Origin of the sequence: Sporosarcina sp. resist (genome assembly GCF_014302295.1) — a bacterium.
In the GTDB taxonomy this organism is placed as follows: Bacteria; Bacillota; Bacilli; order Bacillales_A; family Planococcaceae; genus Sporosarcina; species Sporosarcina psychrophila.
The window spans coordinates 3219147-3244877 of the sequence record NZ_CP060287.1 but is presented as its reverse complement, the minus strand read 5'-3'; the positions used below and the strand labels follow the sequence as shown (position 1 = coordinate 3244877).

Genomic DNA, 25731 nt, shown 5'->3' with positions numbered 1-25731 from the left:
TGATTGGAGTGAAGGTTGGACGACCCCAGCTGGACGGAAATTAACCTCCCCTCCACGGTGGAGAGCTAGCGTATTAATGGATATTGACAAACTTTACATTAATTAATCGAAGGGTGAGGGTAGTGTGAAAAAAGTGATTACAGGTGGACTCATTGTGACAGCAACAGATATGTATGAGGCAGATATTTTAATAGAGAACGGCAAAATCGTGCAAATCGGCAAAAACTTATCAGCTTATGGAGCGGAAATTGTAGATGCTACGGGTAAATACGTGATGCCTGGGGGAATTGATCCGCATACGCATTTGGATATGCCGTTCAACAACACGGTGACAGACGATGATTGGAAGTCGGGAACAGTTGCGGCAGCATTTGGTGGGACGACGACCATTTTAGATTTTTGCTTATCTGCGGGTGAAGAAAAACTTGCGACGGCTGTGGCAAAGTGGCATGTAAAAGCAAAGGGCAAATCAGCCATTGACTACGGTTTCCATTTAATGATTGGTGATTTAACGCCTGAAACAGAGGCCGAGTTACCGTTGTTACTAGAGCAGGAAGGGATTACGTCTGTCAAGGTGTTCATGGCTTACGCGAAAGAATTCCAGGCGACAGACCGTACGCTGTTCAAAGCCTTTAAAATTGCAAAAGACATTGGCGCTGTTGTCATGGTGCACTGTGAAAATGGCTCAGTCATCGATGAATTAGTTGAGGAGGCGAAGCAAGCTGGTCAGACGGCGCCAATTTATCACGCACTGACACGTCCCGCGGAATTAGAGGGTGAGGCGACGAAACGGGCCATTGAACTAGCGCATATCGCAGGTGCCAAGCTGTATGTTGTACATGTGACGTGTAAAGAGGCTTTGGATGAAATTATCGCAGCACGTGAAAAGGGCTATGACGTGTATGGCGAAACATGTCCACCTTATTTAACGCTCGATCAGTCAGCGTTAGCACAGCCAGGCTTCGAGGGGGCGAAATATGTTTGGTCACCGCCACTTCGCCCGAAATATCATCAAGAGCATTTGTGGAATGCTTTAAAAGCCAAGCAACTGCAAACAATTGGTTCGGACCAATGTTCATTTAGCTTTAACGGGAAAAAGCAATTAGGGTTAAATGACTTTTCTAAAATACCAAATGGTGGACCGTTTATCGAAGATCGTTTCAGCATTTTATTTTCTGAAGGTGTGGCGAAAGGGCGAATTTCCATCTATGACTTTGTCGATATGATTTCGACAAGTGCCGCAAAAATTTTCGGCTTATATCCACAAAAAGGAACGATTGCTATTGGTTCTGACGCCGATATCGTAATTTTTGATCCTACGGTAAAACGTGAAATTTCAGCGAATACCCATCATATGAATGTAGACTACAACCCGTATGAGGGCTGGGAAGTGACTGGAGAGCCAATCAGTGTACTTGTGCGTGGAGAATACGTCATTAAAAACAAACAATTTGTAGGAGCATTAGGCAGTGGCCGATATATCAAGCGTGCACTACAACCGACGACCGCGCAAACAATCAACGTGTAAACATCAATCCATGAGGAGGAATGTTTCAATGACTTCGCAACTCGAACGGAATTTTGTGGAAATGACTAGCAGGATGACAAAAAATGAAGCACAAGAAGAGGCTAATCGTTGTCTGTACTGCTATGACGCACCTTGCATTACAGCTTGTCCGACAAGTATTCAAATACCGAATTTCATCAAGAAAATTGCTTCCAGTAATATGAAAGGTTCGGCCATGACGATTATGGAGGCCAACCCGATTGGTGCAAGCTGTGCGCGAGTATGCCCGACCGAGGAATTATGTGAAGGTGCATGTGTGTTAAATTCCTCGACAAAGCCTATTAAAATAGGGCACTTGCAACGTTATGCAACAGATTGGGCGATGGAATCAGACGTCGAGCTATTTAAAAAAGGTCAATCAAATGGACAAAAGGTAGCGATCGTTGGCGCTGGTCCAGCTGGTTTATCGGCAGCACGTGAGCTTAGTCGCTTTGGTTATAGTGTCACAATTTTTGAAGCAGAAGCAAAGGCGGGTGGCTTGGGCAACTACGGCATCGTGTCATTCCGATTACCGAATGATGTAGTGGATTGGGAAGTGGCGCAAGTTGTAAAGCTTGGTGTTGACATTAAAACAAACACAACAGTAGGCGTGGATATTTCTGCTGCAGAAATTTTAGCGCAATATGACAGTGTTATTTTAGCGGTTGGTATGGGGGCCGTGCCTAATCTTGGCATTAAAGGTGAGGAACTAGCTGGCGTTCATGATGCCATTGAGTTTGTAAAGCACACGAAAATGGGTGCACTGACAGAAGACTTAATCGGTAAACGTGTTGCGGTCATCGGTGCTGGTAACACAGCTATCGATGGTGCAACCTGTGCTGTGCGACTAGGTGCGGAGCAGGTAGACATTCTCTATAGAAGAACAGAAAAAGAGATGACTGCCTATCAGTTTGAATATGAATTTGCCAAGCAGGATGGCGTTGGATTTAAGTGGCTGACAGCGCCGAAACAAATTATCGGTGATGAGGCAGGGAAAGTAGTGGGACTTGAATGCGTCAAGATGAAACTTGGAGAGGCGGGTGTAGACGGCAGGCAACGACCTGAAGTAATCAAAGGGTCTGAGTTTGTTATAGAGGTGGACGCGGTCATTAAAGCAATTGGACAAACGCGCTTTGTCTCACTCATTGAAGCGTTTGGATTACAACATACGAATGGAGTAGTAGACATTGAAGAAACGACTATGCAAACATCGAATGACAAAGTGTTTGCCTGTGGAGATGTCGTGTTTGGTAATGGCCAAGGGGAAGCAATGGTGGTAACAGCTGCACAGCAAGGTAAAGATGCTGCTTACATCATTCATGAGCGTTTAAGAAAACCGAGCGAGATCGCATAGGGGGGATGGAGCATGGCGGACTTACGAATTGACTTAGCGGGGATTAAATCACCGAATCCATTTTGGTTAGCATCTGCACCACCGACTAATTCGGGCTATCAAGTGCAACGTGCATTTGAAGCGGGCTGGGGTGGCGCAGTCTGGAAAACATTGGGTGAACCAATTTTAAATGTTTCATCGCGCTTTGCGGCTGTCAGCTTTAACGGACAGAGAGTAGCGGGCTTTAATAATATTGAGCTCATTACAGATCGTCCGTTAGAGGTTAATTTACAGGAAATTCTTGAAACGAAAAAAAGGTTTCCTAATCATGCCATTATCGCTTCATTAATGGTAGAGCCACAGCAGGAAAAGTGGCATGAGATTGTTAAAAAAGTAGAAGCTGTCGGGGTTGATGGTCTTGAGCTTAATTTTGGTTGTCCACATGGGATGGCAGAACGAGGAATGGGGGCTGCTTCTGGTCAAGTCCCTGAATTGGTTGAAAAGCAAACGCACTGGGCGAAGGAAGTTGCACGTACACCTGTTATCGTCAAGTTAACGCCAAACATTACGGATATTACGATGACGGCGGAAGCGGCAGTGCGTGGCGGGGCAGATGCCGTTAGTATGATTAATACGATTAACAGCTTAGCGGGTGTCGATTTAGATTCATGGAATACGGTTCCACATGTTGGAGGGAAGGGGGCACATGGCGGATATTGTGGGCCTGCTGTCAAACCGATTTCACTAAATATGGTCGCAGAATGTGCGCGAAATCCTTTCGTCAATGTACCAATTTCAGGCATTGGTGGGATTTCAAATTGGCAGGATGCTGCGGAATTTCTGCTGATGGGTGCAACAGGCGTACAAGTTTGTACTGCAGCGATGCACCACGGGTTTAGTATTGTCGAAGATATGATTGACGGTCTTAATAATTATCTGGATGAGAAGGGCATTGCCTCGGTGATGGATATTGTTGGTCAGTCGGTACAACGTTATTCTAACTGGGGTGACTTAGATTTAAACTACAAAGTTGTTGCTGAAATTAATAATGATGTCTGTATTAATTGCAATAAATGCCATATTGCGTGTGAAGATACGTCACATCAATGTATTGACATGTACACAGAGAGTGGTCGTCCGATGCTAAAGGTGCGTGAAGAAGATTGTGTAGGCTGTAATTTATGCTCGATTGTGTGCCCAGTAGACGGTGCGATTTCGATGGTCGAAAGAATGTCCTCTATTGCGCCAATGACTTGGAACGACCGTCAATCACTAATCAGCAGTTTTGCTCGTTAAAAAGTAAAGTTCACCAGTAGTGGAATATGCTCTCAAGTACAGATTTTGGTGTAGAGCCATAAAAAGAGGTCAATTGTTTGCAGGTAAGAAAGTATACGTTTTTAGACTTGGAGCAGTGTCTAGACTGAAGCGCCTAGCCGCTCGAGTCGCTTCAGTCCTAAGTTAAAGGGGCAAAGAGCGCCTTTATCTTAAGGTCATCCAGCGCTCTTCGGGTCTATCAAGGCGCCTTCCGCTATTCATTGTGTCCAGGCTCCAGCCGCCAGCCGCTTTTCATTGTTAACTGGAAATCTACTATAAGGGAGAGACATGAATGGCGAATGGTGGGGATTATTTAAAATCACCAGATTTACTTCCAGTTACACATCAAAAAAGAAGTATCGGGACATTTGGTTTTGCAGTGATTTGGGTAGGCATGGCCATCGTCTTAGCCGCCTTTGCAATTGGCGGATCTGCTATTATAAGTTTGCCATTGCCGATGGTGATTTTAGCGACAATGATAGGTTCCGTTTTAATTGGCGTATTTATGACATTAATCGGTGATATTGGTATTGAGCACGGCTTGTCCTTCCCGGTTTATATGCGTGCCCCATTTGGTACAATTGGCACGCATATACCATCGCTCGTTCGTGGGGTGACAGCGGCTTGTTGGTTCGGTCTTAACACCTATTTTGGTGCAATGGCCATCAATGGGATTTTGAATTTATTATTCGACTTTAATAATTGGTTTTTATGTTTCCTTATTTTTGCGGCATTGCAGTTAATTAACACATCGCTTGGCATTAAATCCATTGAGCGCTTTGCGGATTTTGCGGCGCCGGTTATTATTTTAATATCGTGCTGGATGTACTATACGCTTGCCGATAAAGCAACGGCACAAGGGAAAGACGTGTGGGCATGGGTGGAATCACCAACGACTGGGATGGCAGCTTTTACTGCTTTCATGGTCGTGATGATGGCGAACATGGGATTCTGGGCAACGTTAGCAGCTGATATGCCAACACTATCACGTTTCTTTAAAGCGCCAAAAAATGAGCGCAATTGGTTCAAACGCAATAAAACACAGTTAGTTGGTTCTTTAATCGTGATGCCGATTACCAACACATTTATCGTAGCCATTGGTGCAGTATGTTATATGGCCGTGGCATCTGCTGATCCGATAAATGCCTTGCAGCAAAGTGCAAGTGGAATTGCGTTAGGAATTTTATTGCTGATGATTGTGTTAGCGCAATGGTCGACAAATACGTCCGCAAACGTGATTCCTGCGGCCACGATTTTCTCAAACATTGGTGGACCCAGAGTACCGTTCTGGGCTGGGGTTATCATTGCGGGAATTATTGGGATTTTAGCACAGCCGTGGAGCTTATTTGGCGTCTTAGTCAATGCGCTATTAATCATTGGTGGTATTTTAACAGCAATTGTGGGGATATTATTCGCCGATTATTATTTAATCCGTAAACGTCGTGTGAACGTAAAAGATCTGTACGAGTTAGACGGCCAATATAAGTATATGAATGGCTTTAACTTAGCGGGGCTAATCGCTTGGGTGATTGGTGGTGTCTTAGCGAATATGTTCCCAACGTATTCTTCATTGGTGGGCTTTTTCGTGGGGGCACTCGTGTACTATGTCTTGGCGAAATATTGGTGGTTTAAAAAGTACCCGCAAGCCGAACTTGACGATCCTAGTGACGCCAAGTATTTAGGTATTACAGTTGGTCACGATTGGGACGATATTGTCGTGCAAGAAATCGAAGCAAAAGGTGAAGAATAAGAAAAGCGAGGTGTGTGTATGTCTGATCATTTACTAAGCATGGATGAAATGAAAAAAGTAGATGACTATTTAGATAGGGGCTTTAAAGTCCATTATGTGTATGAAAATTTAAGCGGGATGTTTGTCGAGTTTGAACGGCAGGAAGAAGTTCGGTTGCAGATTCTGACCGCCGACGCGCGTAAATATCTCGCGGCAAAGCTCCAAGAACAAACGCAGTTGTAAGAAGGCATGTCAATTTAATATGATGCGGTTAAAACTCTATTCTATTACTTACTAGAATAGAGTTTTAAAGTTGTACAATGATCTTCATTAGCAAAGGGGGGCCAATATGAAGGTATAAACTTTGTGGAAAATGTATGACGTTGCAACCAAGAAAGAGGAAGTTCACCAATAAGTTTTGGTTCACTTCCTCTTTTGTTAAACATTTCATACACGTGATGGGATAGGAGTGTATTCATTCATTTCTTCTTTAAGTCTTGGATTTCCTTTATAATACTTTGTTTAGCCTTTTTTTTATCCTCGTCCAGTTCTTGAATACCTTCCATTTCTTTCTGATATTGCTCTTCTACGTCGCTAGTCGCTGGGATAAAAGGCTCGTTATTGTAGTCGGTTCGTTTACCATGCCGTAGCATTTCATAAATAATCATTCCGTTATTCGGCTTACCGTTTACAGTTATCATGGGAATGGCGTCAAAAAGTACATAATAGAACGCATAGAAAATAAATCGCTCCCAAAATGTTCTATACTCGTGAAGCATCCCATTGGCTAGAAGTGCATTTATAGTAACAGCAAATACAAGATTGGAAAGAATCGGTCCCAAGTAAACACATATATATGCAAAATTATTTTTTCTTTTCAACGAGTCATAGGAAAACCAACTATACACATGATAATATTTTCGCACATCAAAGAATCCGATTTTGAAAATCCGAGGACCTGATCCAATGGTCAACCTTGGGTTCTTAACACCGAAAATGCCACTGACAATAAAGTAACCAGACTCCCTCAAAAAAATGACAAGAGGCAAGATGATAAATGCTGAAGTAATCAATGACAGTAAATCTTTGAGTCCAAACATATATATATCCCCTTCTGTAAAACAAGCTTCACAACTTGTGATACCCGCAGAGGGAAGAGCTGAACCCTTTATGTTGAAATACGAAGTGTCTGGAAGGGATTGGTATAGAGGTTGGTTTTAGGTAGTTTTTGCTAGACTACCACTTAGTAGTGAGTGTTCAACATAAAAGCATTTTCATTGGTGAATATAGCTAGAGAACATGAACTGAAAATTTTATATACGGAAGTGGAACGGGAATTCGTACGCTCTTTTGACTGAAGTATTTCCAAATCTGCTAATAACTGTGGTTGATTGGAATGACCAATTCCAGGATACTTTGAAAAAACAACGCCTTGAAAAATGGGGAGACAGAGTGCGTACGCCTCATTAACCCCATTAACCCCATTAACCCCATTAACCCCATTAACCCCATTAACCCCATTAACCCCATTAACCCCATTAACCCCATTAACCCCATTAACCCCATCTCTTCCCGTTAACTGAAGACATAAGAAGGGTATAGATTCTCCCTCAAAAGGCTATTATAGGGACAAAGATACAAATGAGGTGAGTCTACTGTTTAACAAAAAGTCCAAACGATCTTCAAAAGAAAAACAGGAAACAGTTGTGGCTGAAGAAAACACAGAAGAAATACAAATACAGATTTCAACTTCTGGTGATATTTTTATTCAGTCCATAAAAGATGCTACTCACAATTCATCTGATTTAATCACTAAATCGATATTACCGAATCTTACGCTCATATATATAGAGAACCTAGTAGATGTCCCGACGTTAAATAATCATATCCTTAAGGACCTGTTGAAGCATACAAATGAATCACCAGAAAATATAATATCCACCCTGACAATAGCGCAGGTGAAAATGGCTAATGAAATAGGAGAAGCAGTAATTGCAATGATGGATGGAACGGTACTTATTCATGTCGAAGGCTACTCGCAAATTGTAATGGCTAATATCTCCACTAATGAATCACGGGCATTATCAGCACCGGAAAATGAATCCCAGGTAATCGGTGCCCAAGTTGGGTTTACTGAAAGTCTGTCAACAAATGTTTCCTTGATTCGAAGGTATATTAAAAATCCAAACCTTTGCAATGAAGGATTAGAAATTGGAAAACAATCGAAGACAACGATTGCGATGTTATACATTAAAGGCGTTGCTTCCGATGAAATGGTGAACACGCTAAGACAAAGGATTGCCGACCTTAATGTTGATTCGGTATTAGATAGCTCGATTCTTGAGCAACTGATAGATGACAACTCATTATCGATTTTTCCACAAATGTTACTAACAGAAAGGCCGGACAAGCTTTGTGCTGAACTTTTGAATGGTAAATTGGGCGTCATCGTGGATGGAAGTTCCCTTGCAATCGTTTGCCCACACTCATTTCTTGAATTCTTCCAAAGTCAGGAAGATCAAAATCTACGATGGCAGATAGCTACATTTACCCGGTTATTAAGATTTAGTGCAGTCGTCTTATCTGTTTTTTTATCCCCTTTATATGTAGCAGCATTGACATTTCATTATGAAGTAATTCCGCAATCGCTTTTAGTCCCGCTAAGTGAATCAAGAGCATTGGTTCCTTTCCCACCTTTATTTGAAGCCCTACTTTTAGAACTCATTATTGAGCTACTTAGAGAAGCTGGAGTTAGATTACCGTCGAAGGTTGGTCAAACCATTGGTATTGTTGGCGGTATTGTCATTGGAACTGCAGCCGTACAAGCAGGGATTACGAGTAATATTTTAATTATTATTGTCGCCTTAGGGGCATTGGCATCCTTCACAACACCAAGTTACATGATGGGTAATGTCATCAGAATCATTCGATTTCCGTTAATTGTATTAGCAGGACTTTGGGGATTTTACGGCATTATGCTAGGGCTTTGTTTTATCCTAATCCACCTTTTGCGTCAAACAAGCCTAGGTTCGCCGTATACAGCGCCTTTTTATCCTCCTCGCTTGCTTGATTGGCGGGATAGTCTTGTCAGGTTGCCGTTGCCGTTTACATTTAAGAGACCTTCAAATACCAGACCGGAGGATGAAGATAAATATGAGCCGCAACCGATAAATCCTGAGAAAAATGAACAGAAGGTGAAATAAGTGAAAAATTCCATACAAATTGGTCCCACTGATACAATTAACGCTTTTCTACTTTTTTTCATCATTCATACTGCTCAAATAGGAATCGGGATACAGGGATTTCAACGAATTATATACCAGGATGCAAAACATGATGCATGGATTTCTGTACTACTCGCAGGTCTCGCCACGCATATTATCGCAATTTTCATGCTTAAAACGTTGGAAATATACGGTTCAAATGATTTATACGGTATTCATCAAGATGTATTTGGTAAATGGATAGGGAATTTATTAAATATCATTTATATTTTTTATTGTTCAGGTGCCTTTTTCTCTGTTTTGAGAAACTATATTGAGGTCGTTCAAACATGGGTTTTTCCGGATTTGAATACTTGGTTTTTAGCAGCTTCATTGCTGCTAATCGTAATTTATACGTTTACGGGCGGTCTACGGGTAATTGTGGGCGTTTCTTTTTTTAGTTTTGTACTTTCCATATGGCTTTTTCCCATGTTGGCTTATCCAATGAAATATATGGAATTGAGAAGTCTTCTTCCTATTTTAGAGGCCGATATGAGCGGAATACTGAAAGGTGTAAAGTCCATGACCTTTACAATTGTTGGTTTTGAAATATTATATGTGATTTATCCCTTTGTAAAGGATAAAAAGAATGCAAAAAAACATATTCATCTTGGTTTGCTCATGACGACCTTGATTTACCTTGCCATCATGTTGGTTACGCTAACGTATTTCAGCGGAGAACAATTAACTAAAACAATTTGGGCGACTTTGTCTCTGTTTAGTATTGTTAAATTTCCGTTCATTGAACGATTTGAGTATATAGCGGTTTGTTTTTGGATGTTGATTATTTTGCCGAATCTTTGTCTATTTCTATGGGCTGCTTTTCGCGGAACCAGACGACTAGTAAAGGTAAGTACGAATAAATTCGTCTGGGTATTCTCGTTCATCATATTCATTGTTAGTTTAATGCTTAAAACTCGACCTCAAATAAATTCGTTTAATAATTATTTTGGCCAGGTGGCGTTTTATATTGTTTTTGTTTATCCTATCATCTTGTATGTCTTAGCAGTGGCGAAAAGGAAATTTAAATCACGTAAGGAGCAAATAGAATGAAAAAATTTCGTTATTTTTTACTACTGCTATTTCTTTGCATTGCTTTGGTAGGATGTGCAGAAACAAAACTCCTTGAAAGGGTAGGTTTAGTCACTTTAATTGGCTATGACTTAGGTAAAGAGGAAGGCGTAGAGACTACAGCGGTTGTTCGCCAAGTGAGCACAGAGTTAGAAAGTAAAGTTGCAGTTATTACTGCTGAAAACGAAACAAGTCAAGGGACACGTGCAAAAATCAATCGCAGAGCTGCTGAAAAAATAATGAGCGGACAATTGAGGGGGGTCTTATTCGGTGAAGAGTTTACCCAAGGAGGTATTGGTCATTACATTGAAAATTTGTTGAAAAATCCTGCAATGAGTGGGGATATTATTATGGCAGTTGTTGAAGGTGAAACGAAAGCCTTACTGGAATACCAATACCCAGATATAGAGGATATTGGGGAACATATTTATAAGCTGGTAGAGCAAAATATTAAAAGTGAGCAAGTGGTTTCATCCACTCTGCATGACGTAGCCAAAGATTATTATTTCATGGGCAGGGACATAGCGATGCCTATTATAAGAAGAGATGAGGAGCTAATAGAAATTTCTGGAATCGCTTTATTTAAAAAGGACAAAATGATAGGTAAACTTTCAGTTGATGATAGCTTTTATGTGAAGTTAAGTCGAGATGATTATCATGCTGGAGTATATGAATTGAAAATTAAAGGGGATGATTTACCTTCATCTTTACTGAAGGATCCTCCTGATGAAATTAATCTGGTATTCGATCCGATAAAAACGCATAAAGATGTGAAGTTAGTTAATTCAAAAACTCCTGAATTTGACCTACACCTTACAGTGCAAGCAAGATTATTAGAAATAAAACCTAACGTTAATGTTGGAAATTCTAAAAAAGTGGAAACACTTGAAAAAGCGATCAGTAAGAGTCTGTCGAGTGAGATATCAAGGGTAATTGCCTATTGCCAAAACGTTGGCTCGGATGTTTATGGCTTTGGTGAGTATTATAGAAGCTCTGTACGTCATTCTGAATTGACGGAAGAGAAATGGGATGAGTTGTACAAGGAAATGAAAGTTAACGTCCATGTTGACTTTACACTGCTTAGAAGTGGAGTCTTTGAATGATTAGTACTCACCTTATTTTGACTGTTTACCTGTCATGACAGACAGGAAGTTGTGGAAAAATGTCTCGTAGTCCAAGTCAAATGCAATGCGGTGATTTTTTTCGTTGTCATAAAATTGGTCACCTGGCCGTATATCAGCAATACTTTGCCCCCTTGCAGGTCCTTCCAAATGCTGCCCGATTTCGATAGAACGCGAATTGAACGTGAACATTTCAGGGTGTATGACCGCCATCAGTGTAAGTGCGTCATGCACGGGGCTTCCTTGAAGAGTTGGATCCCGTTCTTGATAAAATTCGGTGTAAAAGTTCATTAACGATTTAAAGATTGCGGTTTTTCCAAAGTGATCTATATAATCGACCATTTCAGGTGTGACAATTGCTTTTTGTGTTGCGTTTAAAGGTATTATTGTGACATTATTGGCATAAGAAAGGACGATTTTCACCGCTACAGGATCTGCATGGAAGTTTGCTTCCGCGACAGGTGTTACATTTCCAGGTACCCCGAATGCTCCCCCCATAATATAAAATTCCTTCACGTTGCCCATTAATTCTTTATAAAGAATAAACAATGTAGCAAGTGAAGTCAGGCGGCCAATATTTACGATAATCAGCTCATCCTTATACATTTTAATTATATTTACAATCTCCAGGAAGTTTTCTATCACGAATTCAAAGTCATCCGGTACTATGGGTCCGAGACCATGTACGCCATGGATTTCCGGATAGTAGGTGGGGAGTTCGGCAGTCAGCGGCATTTCTGCACCACTTATGACTGGAATGTTATTGGGGAAATTAAATAGGTTAAACAAATAGCGAATATTTGACATTGCATCTTCTCTTGATACATTCCCATAATCGGCTACCACTCCGACGATATCAATCTCGTCATTAAAGTGGGCGTAGATAAGGGCCACTGTGTCATCTATTCCAATATCACCAAATAAAAGAACTTTTTTTGCCAATAGAATACCCCTCTTTCAGTGTAATTATTTACTGAACTGAAAAAACTGTGCTCAATTTGTGTATTACTAAAGTATGTGTCGCAGGAAAGTTCTTATCCACACGGGATTTCAGTTAAATCCATTTATACTATATTATGGTGAAATGGCCGGGTATATCACACTGACCTGATGGTTCAAATATCGTGTTAAAATGTGGCGTGAATATTGAGTGATGCTTGAAATACACGCGCATCTAAACGACAAAAATCTATGATAAAGAACTGAGAATGTTGGTGTAGTTACGCTGTCGGTCATTGTATACGACACTTATGGGAAACACATTAGTGCACCCTGCATAGTTAGCGAAAAACTAAGGGAGTTACCAACGTGTGGAAAGGGTATACTAAATTAACAGAAGAAGACACTACGAAGGACTACCTTATGGATAGGGATACCGTGATTTATGTCTTATATAAAAAAATCAGGCAAACAGACGAAAGGAAGATAGAAGATACGATGACAAACCGAAAAGAACTAATAGAATCAGGCTGGAATTTAGATAATAGTTATGCCCGTCTGCCAAAATCATTTTTTACAAACCTCAGTCCTAACCCTGTACAGTCACCGAAGTTGATCATTTTCAATGATTCCTTGGCAATTTCCTTGGGATTGGATGTCCATGAGTTGGAAAGCGAAGATGGAGTGGCAGTGCTTGCTGGGAATCGAATTCCTGAAGGCGCTTTGCCGCTTGCTCAAGCGTATGCGGGCCATCAATTTGGGCACTTTGCGATGTTAGGGGACGGCCGGGCTATGTTAATTGGCGAACAGATAAACCCTTTAGGTGAACGGTTTGATATTCAGCTTAAGGGTTCGGGCCGAACACCCTATTCCCGCGGGGGAGATGGTCGCGCGGCACTTGGACCAATGTTACGCGAATACATCATCAGTGAAGCCATGCATGCGCTTGGTATTCCTACTACTCGAAGTCTAGCAGTAGTGACAACCGGTGAATTTATCATCCGTGAAACCGATCTTCCAGGTGCCATTATGACTCGTGTGGCCGTCAGTCATCTACGCTTCGGAACCTTTCAATACGCTGCAAAATGGGGAACGGATGAGGAACTACAAGTTTTGGCCGACTACGCACTACAGCGCCATTTTCCTGAAGTTGAAACTGATGAAAGGCGCTATCTTGCGTTGCTTCAGGGAGTGATCAAGCGTCAGGCCGCCTTGGTTGCACAATGGCAAATGGTTGGTTTTATCCATGGAGTAATGAATACCGATAACATGACGATAAGTGGGGAGACCATCGATTATGGTCCGTGTGCCTTCATGGATACCTATGACCCAGCAACGGTCTTCAGTTCCATTGACATTCAAGGTCGCTACTCTTACGGCAATCAGCCGAATATCGTCGGGTGGAATCTTGCGCGATTTGCTGAAACCCTAATACCATTACTGCATGAAGATTATGCAGAGGGTGCCAAACTGGCGCAAGATGCCATTTCCGATTTCCCTGAGCACTATCATGCGAATTGGCTCGCGGGAATGAGAGCGAAACTAGGACTATTTAATGAAGAGAAACAGGATGAATCCTTTATTGAAGACCTTCTTCGACTAATGCAGAAACATCGCGCTGACTTTACCAATACTTTTCGCGCGTTAACGTATGATAATTTAGAAGATAATGTCCTTTTTGGGACTCCGGAATTTACCAACTGGTATGCACTGTGGCAGTCAAGACTAGGCAGACAGCAAGAATCAAAGATCAGCTCACAGCAGTTAATGCGGGATAGTAATCCTGTACTAATCCCACGGAACCATCGGGTAGAAGCTGCGCTAGAAGCCGCGGTGAATCAAGGTGATTACAGTGTGATGGAAAGGCTATTAGAAGTTCTATCAAATCCGTATGCGTACACTCCTGGGAAGGATGATTATTCCACACTTCCCGCGCAATCAACAAGGCCTTACCAAACATTTTGTGGGACTTAATAATTGGCTTTTCATGGTTTGCTAGCAGTACAAAATAATGCTACCTTATGTATTGGGTAGCATTATTTTATTTTAGGGATGACTACACTTGATCAGAAAAAAACGGGGTCAAATAATAATAAATGAGGTTACTTATATGAATGAAAGAAGTTTTGAGGATTATAATTTAAGCGATGAAATAACAAGAGCACTTGCCTTGTTGAAATTTGAAAGGCCGACGGAGGTTCAAAGTGAAGTCATACCGAGAGCACTGGAAAATCAGGATCTCATCGTGAAATCTCAAACAGGCAGTGGCAAGACGGCATCTTTTGGTATCCCTCTTTGCGAAATGATTGATTGGGAGAAGGAAAATCCACAGGCATTAATTCTTACGCCGACTCGAGAGCTTGCTGTTCAAGTTCAAGAGGATGTAACAGCTATTGGGCGTTTTAAAAGAATTAAAGCCCTAGCGGTTTACGGCAAAGAATCCTTTAATAAACAAGAGGAAGAGTTGGAACAAAAAACACATATAGTCGTCGGTACTCCTGGGCGTGTGATGGACCATATTGAGAGAGGAACGTTTTGTGTAGATGAAATAAAATACTTGATTATAGATGAAGCTGATGAAATGTTGACTATGGGTTTTGTTGCCCAAGTAGAAGCTATCATACAAAAACTTCCGCTTACTAGAGTAACGATGGTATTTTCCGCTACGTTGCCTAAAAAGGTTGAGAATCTTTGCCATACCTATATGAAAAAACCTATATCTATTCAAATCGCTTCTACGGGAGTCACGACGAGTACAATTGAACATAGCGTAATTGAAGTGAAAGAAGCAGGGAAAATGGCATTGCTGAAAAACATTACTGTTGTTGAAAACCCAGATAGCTGTATTATCTTCTGCAGAACTAAGGGGCAAGTTGACACAGTTTTTGCGGAATTGGAAAGGTCTAACTATTCTTGTGAAAAGATTCATGGTGGAATTGTACAGGAGGACCGATTTGCGGTTATGGAAGGCTTCAAAATGGGGAATTTTCGTTATCTTGTGGCGACCGATGTAGCTGCAAGGGGAATTGATGTAGCTAAAATAACACTTGTCATCAACTTTGACGTTCCCGTGGAAAAAGAGAGCTATGTTCATCGAACTGGCAGAACCGGTCGTGCTGGTAATAAAGGAAAAGCAATTACGTTTGCAACTCCAAATGACAGCAAACTCATTAAAGCAATTGAAGCATACATTGGCTTTGAGATACCTGTTTTGGAAGCGCCGACGCAGCAGAAAGTAGCTGTTGGAAAAAATGCTTTCGATGAAAAAGTCAGTGGTCGTCAGAAAACCAAAAATACTATACATGTGCAACCAAACAAGGATGTCATGAAACTCCATTTCAATGGTGGAAAAAAGAAGAAGCTTCGAGCCGTAGATTTTGTTGGCACGATTGCGAAGATTCCTGGAGTAACAGCAGATGATATCGGTATTATTACCATTCAGGATGAGTTGACTTATGTTGATATTCTGAATGACAAAGGTTCATTAGTTATGCAGGCAATGAAAGAAACGACAATCAAAGGAAAGAAATTAAAAGTTAGCCAGGCTAAAAGCATTTGAAGCTGCAATCCGCAAATTTAAGTCGGCGAATGAATTGTTTGTTTTTGAGTCTTTAACAGGTAACTTATAAAAACAGGGAATGGGGAAATGGCTATGCGATTAGTGAGACCATCCATTGAATGGAAAAACGAGCATGAAAATTACATGAAAGAGTGGGATGAATCCCGGATAACGCCCAGCAGTTTTAATGTAGCTGGTCACGAGGACTATGAAACGTATTTAGAAGCACTGCAAATCCGAGAAAGCGGAGACGGAAAATGGGTGCCTAGTACGAATTATTTTTTGGTGGGTTATAATGACCGGATATTAGCGATGGTCGACATCAGGCACGATCTGACAGATTACTTACACAATGTCGGCGGGCATATCGGGTATGGTGTGAGACCTGCGGAAAGAAGGAAAGGCTATGCGACATGGATTCTTGCAGAGGCATTGAAGAAATGCGGTGAACTCGGAATCGATCGGGTACTGGTAACTTGTAATGAAGACAATATTGGATCAGCAAAAACGATAGAGAAGAATGGCGGCATTGAAGACAAGAGCTTTATTGAAGAAGATGGAACGGTGGTTAGACGTTTTTGGATAGAAAGTTAATTGCATGGATGCTGTCATATTTTTCAAATGAACTTGAAAGTATAAACGATCATGATTGATCAGTGCATATATATGCATCCGAAAATTATAGGAGATGGTCTTCTTCAGTTCTTGGCTTGTTGGGAGTAACTGTGGGAATGTCTAGATATATTTAATGAAAACGCCAAGTTCGGAGTGAACTTGGCGTTTTTGCTATTTTTTTGACCACCATTCACTTATGCGTCAGGTTTTAAAATTGTTCTATGAATATTGCGTTGTTATGAATTCATTATCACTTCTGTCTCGTCTTTGCCCGATACACCGGAATTTTCGAATGTAGCCATCTCATTGATCATATTGACTGCGGATTGTAGAATCGGGAAAGCGACGGCTGCACCGGTCCCTTCGCCGAGACGCATATTTAGTTGGAGTAACGGCTCTTTTTGCAAATGTTTGACTGCCGTTGTATGTCCAGGTTCTACTGATTGATGCGATAAAATCATATAATCTACTACAGTAGGAGCCATCAATTTAGCTAGACAAGCGGAAACCGTACAGATAAAACCATCGACAAGGATAGGTACCCGCTTTTCTGCAGCGGCGAGCATTGCACCAGCCATTGCCGCCATTTCAAGTCCGCCCACTTTCGACAGGATATCAATGGCATCCGTCGGTTTCGGCTGATGTAAGCTGATTGCATCACGAACAACCGCAACTTTCCGATTATGCTGTTCAGTGGAAATACCAGTCCCAAATCCGACAATTGCAGCGGGGTCTGCACCAGTAATCGATGCTAGAACAGCGCTACTTGCTGTCGTGTTGCCGATACCGACTTCACCGATAATCAGACATTTGATCCCACTTTCTATAATCTGAATCCCTTCTTCATAACCGATGAGTACCGCTTTTTCTGCTTCTTCTCGTGTCATTGCTAATTCGGTGAGGAAGCTTCCAGTGCCCTGACGAATTTTCTTATGAATAACTTGCACCTCTGTTACATCTCCCGCTACACCTACGTCGACGACTTTGAATTTTGCACCGATTTGTCTACCAAATACATTGATAGCGGCTCCGCCATTTACAATATTTGCTACCATTTGGAGCGTCACTTCCTGTGGATAAGCGGAAACACCTTCTTTTACAATGCCATGATCGGCAGCAAATACGATGATGCCTGGTGGTGTAATCTCTAGAGTCAAATTACCTGTCATTTCTGCCAGACTAATTGCGATTTCTTCCAACCTGCCCAAACTACCTAAAGGTTTTGTTAATGTTGCTATGTAAGAAGTTGCTTTTTCTCCCGCTGCTTTATTCAACAAAGGTATGTCTATATTCATCATTGTTTGTCCCAACTCTCTTTTCGATTTTAGTAAGGGGGCTATAGGACCGTGTGAAAACAGTCTTGTAAACCATTATACTAGTTTGAAGTATGCTGTGTAAGAAACACTTGTGAATGTTTAGATGTACAGGTAATAGAAAAATAACCCAAAAGCATGAGGTGCTTCTGGGTTATTTATTGGGGGAATTTGAAATTAAATGAAAGATACATCTAACTTCATAAGGTCTTTTTGGTTGAAGGTTAAACCAGGAAGAGTGAAAGTCCCTGCATTTATTGCAAAAGTATTCGCAATAACATTCGGACTTCCAGGATGAAAGATTCTAACTTCATAGTGGAATGGTTCAACGAATTGACTTAAGTTGATGTGTTGATTCGGTAAAAGAGTCACTAATTGATTGAGTAGGACTTCTGGACCACCACTATTCCAATTGATAACTTGTACCCTTACTTGAAAGGTTCTAGTTGGATCAAGGTTAGCTACTTCAATATGAGCTGCAGTTTGGCCAACAACCGTATTCAATACACCTGTTGATAATACCATAGGTTTTAACCTATGATCATCTTTATGTTTATCTTCACATTTGCATTTATCTTTACGTTTGTCGTCACATTTGCATTTATCTTTTCGCTTGTCTTCACATCCGTATTCATGGTAATACTTACATTTGTCTTCGTTTCTATAATCACGCATTTTATCACCTCCTTTTATATAAGCTATTACTAATATATTAAAATTGTTGGAAAGTGTTACAAGTTGTCCCGATTTCCAGAAATTTATTTTCCGGGAATAATGACTTTCATCAAAATTGGAGCACTCATTAACAATAGAAGCAGGCCATGGGGAGGTTGTTTTTGCTCGTAATTCAATCCGGAATATACATATATGGCTCTCACGATATTAAAAATGTATTATACCTTTTGCTTAACTTACAAATCATCAAATAAGAAGAACCTCATGCAATCCAATGAGTGGGGATAGCAGAAAAGGTATTTGTAGTGAGTTATACAATAATCTTAGTTTACCTAATAGACAAACTAAGTTCGTGGTGGTAGTATTTCAATACAGTCTATTATTAGACAATTTAGAAAAAGGGGGATTTGTTTATGGTTGGTAAATGTAAGGGGTTACATTATGTCTTTTCTATTTTATTGGTGCTGCTTTTATTGGCGGCTTGTGGTCAAGATGCAGGTAGTGGAAATGAGAGTAGTAGTAAGCCTGGCAAAACGGAAAAGTCCGATTCAAAACTCAAAATTGGTCTTTCAGTATCCGATTTGACGTTAGAACGTTGGCAACATGACCGTGATTTCTTCGTTGAGAAAGCCGAAGAACTTGGTGCAGAAGTAATCGTTCAATCTGCAAATGGTGATGAGGAAAAACAATTGTCACAAATTCAAAATATGTTATCACAAGAAATTGATGTATTAGTCATCATCGCGATTAACTCGGATGCTTTATCACCCGTTGTTGACAAAGCCAAAAGTGAAGGGATTCCTGTATTAGCCTATGATCGTCTAGTGAATGGGTCAGATGTCGATGCCTATGTTTCTTTTGATAACGTACGAGTAGGTGAAATGCAGGCTGAATACCTGGTGGAAAAAGTTTCTAAGGGGAATTACTTCCTAATGGGCGGATCTCCAACAGATAATAATGCCAAAATGTTCAGAGAAGGACAAATGAATATTATTCAACCACTTGTTGATAGTGGTGACATTCAAATTATCGGCGATCAATGGGCCAAGGGCTGGGATGCAAGTGAGGCACTAAAAATAATGGAAAATGCTTTAACAGCGAACAAAAATGATATTGATGCAATTGTTGCTTCTAATGATAATACAGCCGGTGGAGCAATTCAGGCGCTGGATGCTCAAGAATTGGCTGGAAAAGTAGTTATCTCAGGGCAAGATGCCGATCTAGCTGGCGTACAACGTATTGCAGAAGGAATTCAAACAATGACAGTTTATAAACCTATTAAAGCGATTGCGATTAAATCTGCAGAAGTGGCAGTGCAACTGGCAAAAGGAGAAAAAATCTCATCAGATTCGACTGTAAATAACGGCAAAATTGATGTGCCCTTTATTAAGCTTGATCCAATTAAAGTGGGTAAGGAAAATATCATTGATACAGTGATCAAGGATGGTTTCCATACGTATGACGAAGTTTATAAAAACGTTCCAGAGAGCGAGCGTCCAGCACGACCATAAGTTAACTTTATTGAAAGTGGGGGAGTGAGTCCCCCTTTAAATTTACCTATATTAAGAGGTGATAATCTGTAATGGGAAATTATGCGCTTCAAATGAAGGCAATTACAAAAGAGTTTCCAGGTGTTCGTGCTCTAGATAATGTTACATTTTCTGTGCGTAAAGGAGAAATACATGCTTTATGTGGTGAAAATGGTGCTGGAAAATCGACCTTAATGAAAATATTAAGTGGAGTTTATCCACAAGGAACATATGACGGAGAAATCCTAATCAATGGTGAAAATGTGCAATTTAAGTCAATTAAAGAATCTCAAAACGCAGGTGTTGCAATAATTTATCAAGAGCTTGCACTTGTAGAGGAAATGACAGTCGCAGAAAACTTATTTTTAAGTCATGACTTAATGAGAGCGAAAATTATTGACTGGAATAAAATTTATGCAGAAGCCCAAAAGTGGTTAGATCATATAGGATTGGATGTCGATCCTCAAACAAAAGTAAGAGAATTAACAGTTGGAAAACAACAGCTTATTGAAATTGCGAAGGCATTGACTCGAAAAACGGATATTCTTATATTAGATGAGCCAACAGCGGCATTAACGGAAAGCGACGTCGACATTTTAATGAATCTTTTAAATGACCTTCGTAAAAAAGGAGTTACTTGCATCTATATTTCCCATAAGCTTGGTGAGGTGATGGCGTTAGCGAATTCTGTCACGATAATAAGAGATGGGCAATCTGTTAGTACAGATTCAATTGAAGAACTAACTGAGGAAAAAATTATTACGAAGATGGTAGGACGCGAATTAACTGAGCTTTTTCCATATGAAGTTCGTGCTATAAGCCGTGAAAATATAGTTGACGTAAAGGACTACTCTGTTACTAATAGTGTGGGGAAAAAAGTGATCAACAATGTTTCATTTACTCTTAAAAAAGGTGAAATTCTTGGATTTTCCGGGTTAATGGGTGCTGGTAGAACGGAACTATTTATCAGCTTGTTTGGAGGATTAAAAGGCAATCGAACGGGCACAGTTTTGATTGATGGTCAAGAAACGAATATAAAAAGCCCAGCAGATGCTATTAAGAACGGGCTTGCATATGTTTCTGAAGATAGAAAGCGTTATGGTCTAGTTTTAGGAATGGATATTACTAAAAATACAACGCTTGCTGCTTTGAATAAAATGATGAAAATAAAGGTCATCGATAATGCTTTAGAAGTGAAGAGTGCCGGGGATATTACATATGAAATGAATCTGAAAGCCCCGAATTTAGAAGCGTTAGTAGGTCAATTAAGTGGTGGTAATCAGCAAAAGGTTGTACTTAGTAAATGGTTATTAACTAATCCCAAAGTTTTGATTTTGGATGAACCGACAAGAGGAATTGATGTTGGGGCGAAGTATGAAATTTACAAAATAATAAATGAGTTGGCAAATCAAGGGGTTGGAATCGTGATTATTTCATCTGAGCTACCAGAAGTGCTGGGTATGTCAGATAGAATTATTGTGATGGCAGAAGGAGAAATTACCGGGGAATTCTTAAGAGAAGAAGCAACCCAAGAGAAAATTATGACCTGTGCAACGGGAGGGAAGATATCGTGAACACTCAACCAACTACTGATACTGATACAGTTACTGACGAAAAAAGAGGTTTAAGTTTTAAGCTGGATATGCAGGCGTACACACTTATTATTGCGCTGGTGTTAATTGCCGTTATATTTGGTTTTTTCACTGGCGGTGAATTTTTATCTTCACGTAATTTGTCCAATTTATTCTCTCAAATGTCTGTAGTTGCTGTTTTAGCAATTGGAATGACATTGATTATCGTAGCGGGGCATATTGATTTATCTGTCGGTTCCTTAGTAGGTTTAACCGGTGGTGTTACGGCGATTTTACATGTTTGGTACGACTGGAATACTTTTGCTGTTTTCGTTGCCGCGATTGTAGTTGGTGCAATTTTGGGAGCATGGCAGGGATGGTGGGTTGCGTACAGAGCGGTTCCAGCATTTATCGTTACGCTAGGTGGAATGCTTATTTTCCGTGGTATCCTTATTGGATTAAGCAAAGGGCAAACGATAGCCCCGATGAGTAATAGTTTTAAGGATATTAGTAATAGTTATTTCCCATTTGGTCTAGGCTATTTATTAGCGTTAGTTAGTATTGGAATGTTGTATTTTTGGACGGTTCGAAATCGATCTAAAAGAAAAGATATGGGCTTGTTACTTCCAACGCAGTTAATAGATTATGGCAAGATTGGAGTCTATTCGTTTTTCATTTTATTAGCTACATATATGTTAAATCGTTACCATGGGATTCCGACGCCAATATTAATTGTTGTTTTATTAGCGGCTATCTTTATCTTTATTTCTAATAAAACTGCGTTTGGTAGATACGTTTATGCAATCGGTGGAAACCCAGAAGCAGCAGCCCTTTCGGGTATAAACATTAAGCGAAATACATTATGGGTTTTTATATCAATGGGCGCGCTAGCAGGAGTTGCAGGTGTGATTTTAACAAGCCGACTAAATGCGGCTACAGTAAATGCGGGTAATATGTATGAGCTTGACGCAATTGCGGCATGTGTTATTGGTGGAACGAGTTTAATGGGTGGTAAAGGGAAAGTCGTTGGTGCCCTTATTGGTGCATTAATTATGGCCAGTATCGATAATGGGATGAGTATGATGAATATTGAAACGTTCTGGCAATACATCGTTAAGGGGTTAATCTTAATTGTTGCTGTCTGGATTGATATTGCTAGTAAAAAGTAAGGAAGTATCATAGTGATATAGTTTTTAAAATATAAATTTTCTGGAGGAGTTTTCCATAATTTATTTCAAAAATATCAATCAAATCAAATATGAAGGACGAAAATCTGCTAATTCACTTGCATATAAACATAATAACTCCGCGGAAAAAGTGGCAGGTAAGACTATTGAAGAGACTTTGAGATTTGGTAATGGAGAATGTTACGATGGATAAAATTCGTTGGGGAGTTTTAAGTACGGCAAATATCGCTCAAACACAGGTGATTCCTGCTATGTTTCGTGCGAGGAATGCAGAAGTAGTTGCAATTTCAAGTCGAGGGAGTAAAGTACATGCAATTGCATCTGCACTAAATATACCTAAAGCATACGAAAGTTATGAGGAGCTTCTGAATGATCCTGAAATAGATGCAGTTTATATTCCTCTTCCGAATCACTTACATAAGGAGTGGGTGTATAAGGCAGCGAGGCAAGGTAAACACATACTTTGCGAGAAGCCAGCAGCTCTAACATCTATTGAGGCTGCCGAAATGGTTGAAGTATGTCGTGAGCAAAAAGTGAAGTTCATGGAAGGGTTTATGTACCAGTTGCATCCACAACATGAGCGGGTGAAAGAAATTATAGCTTCCGGAGAAATCGGTAATCTTAAACTAATAAAATCAAGCCACTCCTTTAATTTAAAAAACCGTGACTATGATATTAGAATGGAAAAGGATATGGGCGGGGGTAGTCTATATGATGTTGGTTGTTATTCTATCCAAGTAATTCGCCATATATCAGGTGCAGAACCTGTGGAAGTACACGCTATTGCAGAAATTGATCCTAAATCAGGGGTTGATATGAGCACCTATGGATATTTAAAGTTGGATAATGGCTTGACTGCTACTTTTGATTGTAGCTTCGATATGACTGAAAGAAATGAATATGAGATTGTGGGGACAAAAGGCACTATTAAAGTGCCATTGGCTTTTCGTCCAGATACGAGTGGCGGTATAGGTTCTATTATTGTAGAGGGAAGTGGAATAACCCGAGAAGAAAAAATATATGGTGATATTTATCGACTAGAAGTTGAACACTTTTCCGCAGCTATTTTAAATAATACGAGTCCTGTAATTACTGGGCAATCTACTATTAATAATATGCGTGTAATAGAGGCCTGTTATCAATCAATTCGAACAGGGAGCTTTGTAGAAGTGAAGTAACATATTTATTGGAAATCTTATAGAAACGCTGTGCGACAATCATAACTGTTTGTCGCACAGATGTATTTTACCTTAATTTTCCACACTTACTAATCCACTGTAACTTCGCTCGTGGCCGTAATCGAGACTCCATTCAGCGCTTGTGTTGCCAGCCGATCCGCTTCTGAATTTAATTTCCGCTGTACCAGTTTGTATTCTGGTTGGATGCCGAGGTCTTTCAGCTTATCTTCTATCCGGTCTGCCCAGTTGGACAAATTATTTTCGAGCGCTGGCCATTCCCCGGTCAGCTGGTTGATGACCACCTGTGAATCCCCGATGAAGCGGACAGGTAGATGATGGACATTCAAATGCTCGAGCTCCTGTAGGCCAAGGTAGAGTGCTGCATATTCTGCCTCGTTATTCGATGAGAGTTCGGCAGAAGGTGCATTTTGCCGTAACCTATACGATTTCCCGCTTTGTTCATAATAGATGACGCAGCCTAATCCTGATTTACGTGTTGTAAGATCGAAGCCGCCGTCGAAATAAACCGTGATGTTATGTGGTTCGGTTTCAATTCCTTTCAAATAACCTTTCATCTCTTTGACCGTCCACGTGCTGTCGAACTGGTCAATGAATAGTACATTTTTGGTACGTCCGGTCCGTGCCAAGTCTTCCGCAACTAGTATGGCTTGTGCTGCCGGCATCTCCTCGGAGCGGAAGACGGTTTCTGCTCCTTTTGGAGATTTGTAAATCCATTCGATTAGTATATTCATCGCTAATCCTCCTGTATCAGTAAGTCTATGTATTCATCTTCTATCTCTCTCAAAAATGCAGATACAATATGAGTATACCCAATTCAGGCTATATTTATGAAACGACCCAATTTATTAGGTACCTAAGCGGGACACTACAATTGCATGAGCATAGCAAGAAAACCAGGCAGCTCAATGTCTGGTTTTTTTAATGTGTATTGAGATATGTGAATTACTTATTTTGCTCCTCTTACGTGGAAACTCTTAAGGTGATTTTTACCGATAACCATTTCTTGATTTTCTTCGTATTTAAATGGCCAACAAAATCTCGGCAAATAGACTACTAATCGCAAATATAGTAGTGGCAAAGAAGGCGAAATTAATCCCATGTATTATTTCATCTACAGAAATAATACTGAGGTGTTTCGATTGCTCACGCAATAGTATGGAGCGTATTTTGCATGCTGTACAATATACGTGTAATTTATTTGGCAATGAATTTAATCAGCAATCGAGAGGTTATTGAAAATAGTCATCGAGGTTATTTAGGAATGGGCTCCGATTTCATTTAAATGATTACGTTCGATGGAAAGCCAGTTGTGTTGAATGACTATCATCATGGAGACAAAGTACATGACATTAATTTCTGAGATTATAATTTGTGAGGGAATATACAGAAGAAATCATTACACCAGTGGCCAAGTTTTGTGCTGGAGCAATTGGACCTACGACGAAAAAGCTGCTTGTCACATGGGAAAATAGGTTCTCTTAAGTAAGACATGATTTTTAGATACAAGCGAAAGTGACGTGATTTTACTAGAAACAAGCCAAGTTATTTAATTTGAAAAGACCTGAAGATATTGGCATGCAGTTAACAGAAGGATTGCTGGTGGAATCCAAAGTATGCGTATCTGCGATGGTATTCGCTCATCCAGATGCGAGGTGTTTTTTGCAGCGAAACTGAAATGTCTATTGTCTAATAAAGTAAGTATTGATGGATAAGCAGTGGTTTAAAATCACAACGGAGTTAGTTTAAGCTTACAAGAATACCTATGGA

21 protein-coding genes and 1 pseudogene are annotated in these 25731 nt (G+C 40.4%); 16 read left to right on the top strand and 6 right to left on the bottom strand.

Annotation, left to right across the window (positions count from 1 at the left end):
- Positions 1 to 124: 124 nt before the first annotated feature.
- From hydA to H7992_RS15930, 5 genes are all read left to right on the top strand, one after another.
- On the top strand, positions 125 to 1528 hold the full coding sequence (gene hydA / locus H7992_RS15950; protein ID WP_067210730.1) for a dihydropyrimidinase: 1404 nt from the start codon (positions 125 to 127) through the stop codon (positions 1526 to 1528).
- Between the two features lie 28 nt (positions 1529 to 1556).
- The gene (locus H7992_RS15945; RefSeq protein ID WP_255428455.1) at positions 1557 to 2900 is read left to right on the top strand and encodes an NAD(P)-dependent oxidoreductase; all 1344 of its coding nucleotides are present in this window, start codon (positions 1557 to 1559) and stop codon (positions 2898 to 2900) included.
- Positions 2901 to 2912: 12 nt separating this feature from the next.
- Positions 2913 to 4175: an NAD-dependent dihydropyrimidine dehydrogenase subunit PreA gene (gene preA / locus H7992_RS15940; protein ID WP_187045234.1), complete on the top strand. Its 1263-nt coding sequence runs from the start codon at positions 2913 to 2915 to the stop codon at positions 4173 to 4175.
- 310 nt (positions 4176 to 4485) lie between these two features.
- Complete coding sequence (locus H7992_RS15935) at positions 4486 to 5943, top strand: NCS1 family transporter (RefSeq protein ID WP_067210723.1); 1458 nt, start codon at positions 4486 to 4488, stop codon at positions 5941 to 5943.
- 18 nt (positions 5944 to 5961) lie between these two features.
- Positions 5962 to 6165: a hypothetical protein gene (locus H7992_RS15930; protein ID WP_067210720.1), complete on the top strand. Its 204-nt coding sequence runs from the start codon at positions 5962 to 5964 to the stop codon at positions 6163 to 6165.
- A 236-nt stretch (positions 6166 to 6401) separates the two neighbouring features.
- Here the strand turns inward: H7992_RS15930 and H7992_RS15925 are convergent, their stop codons facing one another.
- Entirely contained in the window at positions 6402 to 7022 is a 621-nt protein-coding gene (locus H7992_RS15925; protein ID WP_187045233.1) for a hypothetical protein, read from the bottom strand.
- Between the two features lie 274 nt (positions 7023 to 7296).
- Positions 7297 to 7479 (bottom strand): hypothetical protein, encoded by a 183-nt coding sequence (locus tag H7992_RS15920; protein ID WP_187045232.1) that lies wholly within the window; start codon positions 7477 to 7479, stop codon positions 7297 to 7299.
- A 149-nt stretch (positions 7480 to 7628) separates the two neighbouring features.
- Between H7992_RS15920 and H7992_RS15915 the strand changes: the two genes are divergently transcribed.
- The 3 genes from H7992_RS15915 to H7992_RS15905 are packed head-to-tail and all read left to right on the top strand — an operon-like array spanning position 7629 to position 11359.
- A complete protein-coding gene (locus H7992_RS15915; protein ID WP_255428454.1) occupies positions 7629 to 9125 on the top strand; it encodes a spore germination protein in 1497 nt (498 codons plus the stop codon).
- Complete coding sequence (locus H7992_RS15910; protein WP_187045231.1) at positions 9126 to 10238, top strand: GerAB/ArcD/ProY family transporter; 1113 nt, start codon at positions 9126 to 9128, stop codon at positions 10236 to 10238.
- Positions 10235 to 11359, top strand: a complete 1125-nt coding sequence (locus H7992_RS15905) for a Ger(x)C family spore germination protein (protein ID WP_187045230.1) — start codon at positions 10235 to 10237, stop codon at positions 11357 to 11359. The genes H7992_RS15910 and H7992_RS15905 overlap by 4 nt, the downstream gene beginning before the upstream one ends.
- Before the next feature lie 12 nt (positions 11360 to 11371).
- On the opposite strand, the gene H7992_RS15900 is transcribed toward H7992_RS15905, so the two are convergent.
- Complete coding sequence (locus tag H7992_RS15900) at positions 11372 to 12319, bottom strand: nucleoside hydrolase (RefSeq protein WP_187045229.1); 948 nt, start codon at positions 12317 to 12319, stop codon at positions 11372 to 11374.
- 495 nt (positions 12320 to 12814) lie between these two features.
- Here H7992_RS15900 and H7992_RS15895 point away from each other — a divergent pair, with 495 nt between their 5' ends.
- The 3 genes from H7992_RS15895 (at position 12815) to H7992_RS15885 (ending at position 16469) form a co-directional block, all read left to right on the top strand.
- The gene (locus tag H7992_RS15895; protein WP_187047923.1) at positions 12815 to 14290 is read left to right on the top strand and encodes a protein adenylyltransferase SelO; all 1476 of its coding nucleotides are present in this window, start codon (positions 12815 to 12817) and stop codon (positions 14288 to 14290) included.
- Between the two features lie 136 nt (positions 14291 to 14426).
- Positions 14427 to 15875, top strand: coding sequence for a DEAD/DEAH box helicase (locus tag H7992_RS15890; RefSeq protein ID WP_187045228.1), 1449 nt, complete (start codon positions 14427 to 14429; stop codon positions 15873 to 15875).
- A 93-nt stretch (positions 15876 to 15968) separates the two neighbouring features.
- Positions 15969 to 16469, top strand: coding sequence for a GNAT family N-acetyltransferase (locus H7992_RS15885; protein ID WP_255428453.1), 501 nt, complete (start codon positions 15969 to 15971; stop codon positions 16467 to 16469).
- A gap of 257 nt (positions 16470 to 16726) precedes the next feature.
- Here the strand turns inward: H7992_RS15885 and cobT are convergent, their stop codons facing one another.
- Positions 16727 to 17788, bottom strand: coding sequence for a nicotinate-nucleotide--dimethylbenzimidazole phosphoribosyltransferase (cobT, locus tag H7992_RS15880; RefSeq protein ID WP_370569890.1), 1062 nt, complete (start codon positions 17786 to 17788; stop codon positions 16727 to 16729).
- Between the two features lie 192 nt (positions 17789 to 17980).
- On the bottom strand, positions 17981 to 18478 hold the full coding sequence (locus H7992_RS15875; RefSeq protein ID WP_187045226.1) for a hypothetical protein: 498 nt from the start codon (positions 18476 to 18478) through the stop codon (positions 17981 to 17983).
- Between the two features lie 413 nt (positions 18479 to 18891).
- Between H7992_RS15875 and xylF the strand changes: the two genes are divergently transcribed.
- The 4 genes from xylF (at position 18892) to H7992_RS15855 (ending at position 23943) form a co-directional block, all read left to right on the top strand.
- A complete protein-coding gene (xylF, locus tag H7992_RS15870; protein ID WP_187045225.1) occupies positions 18892 to 19989 on the top strand; it encodes a D-xylose ABC transporter substrate-binding protein in 1098 nt (365 codons plus the stop codon).
- 71 nt (positions 19990 to 20060) lie between these two features.
- Positions 20061 to 21581 (top strand): xylose ABC transporter ATP-binding protein, encoded by a 1521-nt coding sequence (locus H7992_RS15865; protein WP_187045224.1) that lies wholly within the window; start codon positions 20061 to 20063, stop codon positions 21579 to 21581.
- Positions 21582 to 21649: 68 nt separating this feature from the next.
- Entirely contained in the window at positions 21650 to 22747 is a 1098-nt protein-coding gene (locus H7992_RS15860; protein ID WP_187047921.1) for a sugar ABC transporter permease, read from the top strand.
- A 203-nt stretch (positions 22748 to 22950) separates the two neighbouring features.
- Complete coding sequence (locus H7992_RS15855; protein ID WP_187045223.1) at positions 22951 to 23943, top strand: Gfo/Idh/MocA family protein; 993 nt, start codon at positions 22951 to 22953, stop codon at positions 23941 to 23943.
- 89 nt (positions 23944 to 24032) lie between these two features.
- Here H7992_RS15855 and H7992_RS15850 read toward each other — a convergent pair whose 3' ends face one another.
- Complete coding sequence (locus tag H7992_RS15850; RefSeq protein WP_187045222.1) at positions 24033 to 24695, bottom strand: ribonuclease H family protein; 663 nt, start codon at positions 24693 to 24695, stop codon at positions 24033 to 24035.
- An 802-nt stretch (positions 24696 to 25497) separates the two neighbouring features.
- Here H7992_RS15850 and H7992_RS15845 point away from each other — a divergent pair.
- A pseudogene (locus H7992_RS15845) lies at positions 25498 to 25638 on the top strand (hypothetical protein); the annotation flags it as partial.
- Positions 25639 to 25731: the final 93 nt, after the last annotated feature.